We start from the raw sequence: 8,892 nt of genomic DNA, 5'->3' as shown, positions 1-8,892 counted from the left end.
TGGAGATCGACCCCAGGAAGCAGCCGCGGTACGCGCTCAAGTCCATGAACGTCACGGTGCCACACATGTGCGGTTGGTGTCCGCGGCTCCGCAGGCGCCGCTGGGGCGGAGTCGCCGCAACGGCGGGCAATGTGGTTCGGCGGCGGACCGGCGCGGAGACTGCCTGGCGGCGCGGGGCCTCGGTGGTGAAGGGGTCTTTGCGGGCCTTTATTCGATTTTTATCGATGTGCGGTCCTGACTCAATTACTAGCCGGTCTGACCGACTACCCGGCCTGCCATGGCAGGTTGGCAAAGGCTCACTCTCCAGGTGAGGAAGCGTAGCGCGTCGTACCCGCGTGTCCGTATCGAGAGTGGCGGTCACGGGGTAGTCTCCCAGGCCGGGGGTGTGCTGCTGGTCGAGACCGCCCGCAAGAGCGGCCTGGATACCGCGATATCGGCGGCGCTCGTGCCCTGGCGGCGCCCTCGGACGGTGCACGATCCGGGCAAGATCCTGCTGGATGTGGCGCTCGCGGTCGCGCTGGGCGGAGACTGTCTGGCCGATGTCGGCATGCTGCGGGCCGAGCCTGCCGTGTTCGGGCCGGTGGCCTCGGACCCGACCGTCTCCCGTCTGGTCGACCACCTCGCTGCTGCCGGGCCGAAGGCCCTGGACGCGATCCGCACCGCTCGGGCCGATGCCCGCGAGTACGTATGGAAGCTGGCCCGGAACGAGGCGCCGGATAGGGACGGCCACGTGATCGTGGACCTGGACGGCGTGCTGGTACTGGCGCACTCCGAGAAGCAGGACGCCGCCGCCACCTGGAAGAAGACCTACGGGCACCATCCGCTGATGGGCTTCGTCGATCACGGACGCGGCGGCACCGGGGAGCCGGTGGCCGCCCTGCTGCGGCCGGGGAACGCGGGCTCCAACACCGCCGCCGACCACATCACCGCCACCCGGCTCGCCCTGGCCCAACTTCCCCAGCGGCATAGGCGCGGCCGGTCCACACTGATCCGCACTGACTCCGCAGGCGGCACCCACGAGTTCGTGGCCTGGCTCGCCCAGCGCGGGAGGTGGCTGTCGTACTCGGTCGGGATGACCATCACCGAGCAGATTCACCAGGCTGTCCTGAAGATGTTGTCAAGTTAACGGGTGCTTGATCATCTGCCGCTGTGCCGGGGCGTTCCGGGGTGCGGTCTTGATGCCTGGTTCAGGCCGCGGTGGGCAGGCTGATGCCGCCGGTGACGTGGTCCCAGATGGTGAAGCGGAGGGTCATCTCGAATCGGTGTTCGGCGGCTGTCCGGAGGCGGCGGCAGACGCGGAAGTGGGGGCTGATACCGCTGAACGCGGACAGGAACCGTTGCGCGGATCCAGGCGAGCGGAAGCCCTTCATGGCGCGTTCGCGCTGGCGGGTGGGCTGGTGGGAGTTCTCGGCCCGGTTGTTCAGTCCCTTGTGGGCGCGGTGCTCGACCGAGCTCATCAGCGCGCGGTGGGCGAACGGGTAGCTCTTCAGCTTGTCGGTGACCAGTACCCGGGGCACGCGGCGCTGCTTCTTCATCAGCTTGGCCAGGAACCGCTTGGCGGCCTTCGTGTCCCGGCGGGACTGAACCAGGACGTCCAGCACGTTCCCGTACTGGTCGACGGCCCGCCACAGGTACTGCCGCTCGCCGTTGATCTTGACGAAGACCTCGTCGAGATGCCACTTGTCGCCGGCGGCGGGGCTGCGCCGGCGCAGCCCGTCGGCGTAGGACCGGCCGAACTTCACGCACCAGCGGCGCACCGTCTCGTGCGAGACGATCACGCCGCGCTGAAGCATGAGCTCCTCGACCTCGCGAAAACTGAGCGGGAAGCGGAAGTACAGCCACACGCAGTGCCCGATGACCTCCACCGGGTACCGGTGACCCTTGTACGACGGCGACGCGACCGACACGAACAAGCCCTCCCCAGGCACCATCAACCCGAAGATCATCCCACTCCGTCAGCCAACGTGACAGCACCCTCAGTAGTACTCCAGCCGGACTTCGGTGTATGCCCTGGGACGTTGGCGACAGCGATCCGCAACGTTCGCGTTCGATGCGGTCAGGGCGTGGGGGGTGTCACCGACGTCAGGTAGGTCGCTGGCTCGTCCGTGTTGTTGGTGTAGCGATGGGGCCGTGTGGCGTCGAAGGTCAGTGCCTCACCCGCCTGTACATCGTAACGTTGATCGGCGACATGCACGGTGACCGTGCCGGTGATGACGTAGGCGCATTCGACCGCGGCATGGCTCCACCCCTCGTCGCTCGAGGACTGGCCCGGTCCGAGGGTGCCGAGAAGGACTTCGAGCTGGCCGTTGCTCGGGGTCAAACGTTCGTACTGCACGAGGCCCTTCGGCATGAGCAGGCGGGGGCGTTCGTGCGGGCGGCTGTGGTGGGCCGCGAGCGGGGCTTGGCTGCGGAACATCGAGGCGGTCGACGGGCCGAAGACGGTGCTCAGGGCCCGGAGGGTTTTGAGGCTCGGCTCGCGGAGGCCACGCTCGACCTGACTGAGCAGGGTCGCGGACAGCCCGGTCTGCGCCGCGAGGTCGCGCAGGCTGAGTCCCGCTTCCGTCCGCAGGGTGCGTAGCTGGTCTCCCATCACGGCGGCCAGCCTAGCGGAGCTGTGCACACTCTTGTGCACGCGAGTCACGGGAGACCTTGGACGTTCCAGCATGTTTTTACTGGAACGTCAAGGGGTTGACAGGCAAGGCGTCGTGCATTTTTGTGTACTGGTGTAAATAAGTAAACGTCCGGGTTGTCCTCGGCGTTTTGGAGAGAGGTGCACCGCCATGAGCGCCGACCAGCATCTGGTCTTCCGCGGAGGAAGGGTGATGGCGTTCGTGCCGGTCGCCGTGTTCCTCGCGTTCTGTGTCGTCTTCTTCGTCGTGTTCAAGACGTTCGACATGACCGCGCTCGCCGCGGGGGGTGTCGTCGCGCTGCTCGTCGGCGCGTTGTTCGCCAAGCCGTATGCGGCGTACTGGTCCGCCGTGACGAGGGGGATCGGATCGTCCACCGCGGTGACGATCGTGATGATGCTGTTCTGCGTGGGGCTGATGTCAGCCCTGATCAAGGAGACCAACGTCTCCGGCGGGTTCGTGTGGCTCGCCGAACTCCTCGGTGTCAGCGGTGGCACCTTCACCCTGTTCACGTTCGTCGCGGTGTGCATCATCTCGATGTCGACCGCGTCGTCCATCGGAACGATGTTCACAGCGTTTCCGATCTTCTACCCGGCCGGTGTGCTCCTCGGCGCCGAACCGGCGTTCCTCGCCGCCGCGATCATCTCCGGCGCGATCTTCGGAGACAACGTCGCCCCGATCTCCGACACGACCGTCATCTCGTCGTCGACGCAGACGTTCCGCCGGAAGTCCGGCACCGCGGACATCGCCGGAGTCGTGCGGAGCCGCGCTCGCTTCGCCTTCACGGCGGCAGGCATCTCGGCCGTCGGCTTCTTCATGCTGGGGTCGTCGGGCCGTTCGAGCGACTCGGCGCACTCGCAGGAACTGCTGGAGCAGGCCTCCGACCCGCTCGCGCTGGTGATGCTCATCCCCGTCGCGCTCATGCTCACCGTGGCGCTGCTGACCCGCGACATCTTCAAGGCCGTCACCGTCGGGCTGGTGGCCGGGATCGTCACCGGCCTCGCCTCGGGCCTGCTCACCCTCGAGGGCATCATCGGCGTCACCGACGGGGCACCCACCGGGTTCCTGATCTCGGGCGTCAGCGGCATGCTCAGCGTGATCGCCCTGGTGGTGACCGTGTTCGGCATCATGGGCGTACTCACCGCCGCGGGCATCCTCGACTGGCTGGTGAGCGCACTCACCCGCAGCCGACTGTCCCGCACCCCGCGCGGTGCGGAGTTCGCGATCGGCATCGGCATCTCGGGCACCACGCTGCTGTTCGGCGGCGTGAACTCGGCCGCGATGCTCACCTTCGGGCCGGTTGCCGACGAGATCGGCGCACGCGTCGACCTGCACCCCTACCGTCGGGCAGTCGTCATGGACTGCTTCGCGATGGGGATCGCCTCCATCGTCCCCGTCCTGAGCGCCTATCTGTTCATCGGCGCACAGCTCACGACCGGGATCAAGGGCGTCCCCGCTCTGGCCACAACGGAGATCTTCGTCGCGATGCTCTACCCGCTGGTCCTCACCGTCGTCATGGTCGTGGCGGCCGCAACCGGCTGGGGCCGCCGTTTCGAGGGCGCGGAAGGCACCGAGCTGAAGCGGCCCGAGCGTACGCCGGCCCTGGTCTGAGCAGCGCACCCCAGCAAACACCCCCGGCGACCGGTCATTGGAGGACCCATGGATCGCAACACAGTCAACTGGCGCGGCTACATCCCCGCCATCACCACACCGTTCACCCGTGACGGCGCGCTCGACATCGACGCGTTGCACGTGCAGGTGGCTTGGCTCGCCGACGAGGGCATTCAGGGCGCGATCCTGGCCGGTACCAGCGGTGAGTGGTTCTCCATGTCCGCGGAGGAACGGGCGGAACTGTTCGCGGCGGGCGCCGAGCACCGCAGCGACGCCTTCCCCGTCCTCGGCGCCTGCAACGCGTTCACCCCGCACGAGGCGATCACCCACGCCCGCGCCGCCGAGGCGGCGGGCCTGGACGGGATCCTCCTCACCCCTCCGCCCTACATCGTGCCCAACCGGAAGGAGATCGTCGCGTTCTACCGGGCGGTGAGCGATGCCACCGACATCCCGATGACCGTGTACAACTGGCCGCGCGGCTGCGTCGTGGACATGGACGTGGACCTGCTGGCCGAGCTCGCGCAAATCGAGAACGTCGTCGCGGTCAAGAACTCGACGGGAGACTTCGCGAGCTTCCTCGCCGGGATGTACGCGCTGGAGGGCGAGGTGCGCTACTTCGGCCTGCCCACCAACGCGCTCGGCGCCGACCTCGCGATGCTCGGCCACGGCGACGGCCTGATGGGAACGGGCGGCATCCTGGGCCGCGACCAGGCCGACTTCTGGAACGCCGTCGACGCCGGAGACCGGGAGCGCGCGGTTCAGCTGGGCCAGAAGGACCGCGTCTACATGAACGCGTGGTTCCGACCCGACTACGGCGTGCAGTTCGGCAACCAGCAGGCGATCATCAAGACCGCGCTGCGGCTGCGCGGTATCCCCGCGGGGTTCGTGCGGGCGCCGCTGCTCGAGCTCACGCCGGGCGAGGTCGCCCGCGTCGAGGCGACCCTGCACGAGCTCGGCATCGAGACCGTCCCCCTCTCCGATGACTGAGCACTACGACGTCGTCGTCGTCGGCGGTGGCCTGCTCGGCTGCCTCACAGCGTGGATGGCCGCCGGCGACGGTGCGCGGGTGCTCCTGGTCGACAAGGACCAGGTGAACCAGCACGCATCGGGACAGAACGCCGGGAGCCTGCACTTCCAGCTCGAGTACCGGATGGTCGAGGCGGGCGAGGAGGCCGCGCGCGTCGCGGCGGAGGCGATGCCGCTGCACCTGGACGCAGCCGCGATGTGGGCGCGCCTGGAGGACGAGGTCAAAGAGCCGCTCGGCGTGCGCCAGACGGGCGGGCTCATGGTCGCCGAGAACGCCGACCAGGTCGGGATGCTCGAGTTCAAGGCGGAGCTGGAACGCTCCTGGGGCCTGGAGGTACGCACGCTCGACCGCACCGCACTCGACGACTTCGCACCGTACCTGTCACGGGACATCGTCGCGGCCAACTACAGCCCGCTGGAGGGAAAGGCGGATGCCCGTATTGCCGCTCCAGCGGTCGGCCGTGCGGCCGTCGCGGCCGGGGCGACGGTGCGCGCACGCTGCCGCCTGGTCGGCGCGCACCGCGTCCCGGCCGGGTGGGACATCACCCTCCAGGAGACCGGCCGCACGGGAGACGAACGGGCCCGCACCGTGCGGACCGCCTCGGTCGTGCTCGCCGCCGGCGTGTGGACGACCGAGCTCGGCAGGGTCTTCGACGCCGACCTGCCCACCGTCCCCCTCGCCCTCACGATGACCGTCACCTCGAAGGTCCCCCGGTTCATCCCCCACCTCGTCCAGCACGCTGGCGCGCGCCTGTCGCTCAAGCAGTCGCTCGACCACACGGTCCTCATCGGTGGCGGATGGCCGGCCCGGCTGACGAGGGATGCGGACGGTGTCCCGGCGTTCGACCGCAAGCACCAGCTCATCCCGCAGTCGATCGCCGGCAACGCACGCGCGGCCGTGAACACCGTTCCGGCGCTGGAGCGAGTGCCCGCCGTGCGCAGCTGGGTCGGCGCGACCACGGTGGCGCCCGACCAGCTCCCGCTCGTCGGCGCGGTCAAGGGCGCTCCGGGCGTGTTCGTCGCCACCGGCGGATCTGCGTTCACCCTCGGGCCGAGCTTCGCCCGGGTGCTGACCGGCCTCATCGCCGGGCGCTCACCCGATATCGACCTGGCACCCTACGACCCGGCCCGCTTCACGGAAGGGAGCACCTCATGACGACGGGCGATGCCTGGCGCCGCACCGCACACGAACGCGGCGACGCCGTGACGATCAGTGTCGACGGCGAGCCGGTCCGCGCCTGTACGGGCGAGACGGTGGCCGCGGCCATGCTCACCGCAGGGACCGCGTTCGAACGGGACCGCGACCTGGCCCCCCGGGCTCCGCTGTGCAACATGGGCACGTGCTTCGAATGCGCCGCCACCGTCGACGGCCGACCGCTGACCCGCACCTGCCTCGTGCCGGCGCGCGCGGGCATGATCATCGACACGCCGGGGAGGCTGTGATGTTCGATCTCGCGATCATCGGCGCGGGTCCGGCGGGCATGTCGGCGGCGCTCACCGCAGCCGATCACGGTCTGACGGTCGTCGTCGTCGACGAGCAGCAGCGGGCCGGCGGACAGATCTTCCGCCAACCGCCCCGGGCCTTCCCCGGAAGTGTCCTGCACCCCACCGCCGGCTACGGCTGGGCCACCGATCTCATCCGGCGCTTCGAGACGGACCCGCGCCTGACGACGGAGTTCGGCTGGTCGGCGATCGGTGTCCTGCACGACGACGCGACCCCGGACGTTCTGCGCGTGGCGATCAACCACCCGGAACACGGCACTCGCGTGATCGGCGCGCGTCGGCTGCTGATCGCCACCGGCGCCTACGACCTTCCCGTCGCCTTCCCCGGCTGGACGCTGCCCGGCGTCATGACCGCCGGCGCCGTCCAGACCCTGGTCAAGGCACAGAAGATCGCACCCGTCGGTGACGTCGTGCTGGCGGGCGCGCACCCGCTGCTGCTGCTCGTGGCCGACCTGCTCGTCCGCGACGGCGTCCCGGTGCGCGAGGTCGCGTTCGCGCAGAGCATCCCGACACCGGCGGAGCTGCGCCACGCCCTGGGCGCCGTACCCGGTCATCTACGGATGCTCGCGGAGACCGGCGCGATCGTGGCGCGACTTGTGCGCAAGGGCGTCCGCGTCTCGCCCCGGACCATCGTGACGGCCGCCCACGGCACGGACCACGTTTCCCGGATCGAACTCGCCCGGGTCGACCGGAAGTGGAAGGCGACGGGCGCACCCCGGGAGGTCGCCGCCTCGCATCTCGTGCTCGGGTACGGCTTCTCCGCATCGACGGAACTCGCCCGTCAGATCGGATGCGACCTCGTCTTCGACTCGCCACGGGGCGGCTGGGTGGTCGCACACGACGAACGACTGCAGACATCCGTCCCCGGGGTGTTCGTCGCCGGCGAGCCCACCGGCGTCGCCGGCGCCGACCAGTCCCGCGCCGAGGGCGCACTCGCGGGCCTCGGGATCGCCGCCGGCCTCGGACGCGCCGTGCCCCCAGCGGCGTTCGCCGAAGCGGAGCGCGGCATCCGTACCGCGACGCGATTCTCCACCGTGGTGCAACGCATGTTCGAACCGGTGCGTGAGGCACTCGGCGACCTCGCAACACCAGAAACCACTGTCTGCCGATGCGAGATGGTCACCCGCGGCACCCTCGACGACTTCCTCGCATCGTCACCGTTCGTCAGCGACATCAATGCCGTCAAGCTCTCCTGTCGCACGGGCATGGGCCCCTGCCAGGGGCGCTACTGCGAAAGCAGCGTCGGCACGATCCTTGCTTCGGCACGCGAGCAGCCGATCGGCCTCGGCGGACGATTCTCCGCCCACCTGCCGGTCAAGCCCGTACCCGTCGGAGACCTCCGAGCCCTCGACGCGCCTCCCGAGCAGCCCGCACCGGACGCCCCTTGCCCATGACAGGCATGCCACGCCCTCCGCGAGGGCATCGCGCTTGCCGTTCAGCTCGGTGCTCCCGTCCTTCTCCGCGCGAAGTCGGAGCTTGAGACTGGTGGGCTCGCATGTTGAGGTGTCGCGTATTCCTGCCAGAGCCACCTCTGCGGTCACCCTGAGCGATGGCTGATGGCCCTCGCTCTGACCACACTCTGGCGTGCTCTCCAGGAGTCGCTTATCATCCGAGAACTGCTTGAGGGCGTGACCTCACGGCTGCGCGGACCCGTAACGGTCCGCCGATTCTCAGGGGTTACACCGTCTCAGCCAACCATCGTGCTTCGGTGGTCGGGCTGAGACGGCATGTCTTGGAACGGCCCCCTCACAGAAGGATGTCGGCCGTTGAGTTCCGGACCTTTGACGCGCCTCTTGCTCGTCGCCCTGGCAACTGTCCTGTCCCTGCTAAGCGCTGTCCCGTAAATGATCTACGGCATGCTGGTTGACCAGCGTTGTTTCCCGGTCATCCGGCGAGGGTGAGGTTGTGGAGGCGGGCGATGCCGAGCATGGCGTGGTGGACGCCGGCGCCTTTCAGGCGGCAGTCGCGGAGGATCTTCCAGGTCTTCATCCGCGCGAAGGCATGCTCGACTCGGGCGCGGACCTTGCGGTGGGAAGCGTTGTGTTCTTCTTTCCAGTCCGGGAGTTCGGTCTGGCCGCGTTCGCGGCGGTGCGGAATGATCGGGCCGGTGCCGCGGTAGCCGCCG

The 8,892-nt window shown here is 69.0% G+C and carries 8 protein-coding genes and 1 pseudogene; 6 read left to right on the top strand and 3 right to left on the bottom strand.

Features of this window, described 5'->3' with window-relative positions; all coding sequences use genetic code 11:
* Nucleotides 1-277: 277 nt before the first annotated feature.
* A pseudogene (locus EAO76_RS26220) lies at nt 278-1,114 on the top strand (IS1380 family transposase); the annotation flags it as partial.
* Nucleotides 1,115-1,187: 73 nt separating this feature from the next.
* Here EAO76_RS26220 and EAO76_RS26215 read toward each other — a convergent pair.
* Both EAO76_RS26215 and EAO76_RS26210 read right to left on the bottom strand, forming a co-directional pair.
* Entirely contained in the window at nt 1,188-1,931 is a 744-nt protein-coding gene (locus tag EAO76_RS26215) for an IS6 family transposase (RefSeq protein ID WP_148838400.1), read from the bottom strand.
* Nucleotides 1,932-2,056: 125 nt separating this feature from the next.
* Entirely contained in the window at nt 2,057-2,590 is a 534-nt protein-coding gene (locus tag EAO76_RS26210; protein ID WP_148838466.1) for a helix-turn-helix domain-containing protein, read from the bottom strand.
* Between the two features lie 190 nt (nt 2,591-2,780).
* On the opposite strand from EAO76_RS26210, the gene EAO76_RS26205 reads away from it, so the two are divergent.
* From EAO76_RS26205 to EAO76_RS26185, 5 genes are read left to right on the top strand one after another with little or no spacing between them, the layout of a single operon-like run.
* Nucleotides 2,781-4,238: a Na+/H+ antiporter NhaC family protein gene (locus tag EAO76_RS26205; RefSeq protein WP_148838399.1), complete on the top strand. Its 1,458-nt coding sequence runs from the start codon at nt 2,781-2,783 to the stop codon at nt 4,236-4,238.
* Nucleotides 4,239-4,286: 48 nt separating this feature from the next.
* Entirely contained in the window at nt 4,287-5,225 is a 939-nt protein-coding gene (locus EAO76_RS26200) for a dihydrodipicolinate synthase family protein (RefSeq protein WP_148838398.1), read from the top strand.
* Nucleotides 5,218-6,420, top strand: a complete 1,203-nt coding sequence (locus EAO76_RS26195) for an FAD-binding oxidoreductase (RefSeq protein ID WP_148838397.1) — start codon at nt 5,218-5,220, stop codon at nt 6,418-6,420. Before EAO76_RS26200 ends, EAO76_RS26195 begins: the two co-directional genes overlap by 8 nt.
* The gene (locus EAO76_RS26190; protein ID WP_148838396.1) at nt 6,417-6,707 is read left to right on the top strand and encodes a (2Fe-2S)-binding protein; all 291 of its coding nucleotides are present in this window, start codon (nt 6,417-6,419) and stop codon (nt 6,705-6,707) included. The genes EAO76_RS26195 and EAO76_RS26190 overlap by 4 nt, the downstream gene beginning before the upstream one ends.
* Nucleotides 6,707-8,161 carry an NAD(P)/FAD-dependent oxidoreductase gene (locus EAO76_RS26185; RefSeq protein ID WP_148838395.1) on the top strand — a complete coding sequence of 485 codons (1,455 nt, stop codon included), beginning with the start codon at nt 6,707-6,709 and terminating at the stop codon, nt 8,159-8,161. The genes EAO76_RS26190 and EAO76_RS26185 overlap by 1 nt, the downstream gene beginning before the upstream one ends.
* A gap of 490 nt (nt 8,162-8,651) precedes the next feature.
* Here the strand turns inward: EAO76_RS26185 and EAO76_RS26180 are convergent.
* On the bottom strand, nt 8,652-8,892 hold a 241-nt coding region (locus EAO76_RS26180; protein WP_148838394.1), incomplete at its 5' end, for a transposase.

It is taken from the genome of Streptomyces sp. sk2.1 (assembly GCF_008120935.1).
Lineage (GTDB): Bacteria > Actinomycetota > Actinomycetes > Streptomycetales > Streptomycetaceae > Streptomyces.
The sequence above is the reverse complement of the archived record's forward strand: the minus strand, read 5'-3'. Positions and strand labels throughout refer to the sequence as shown.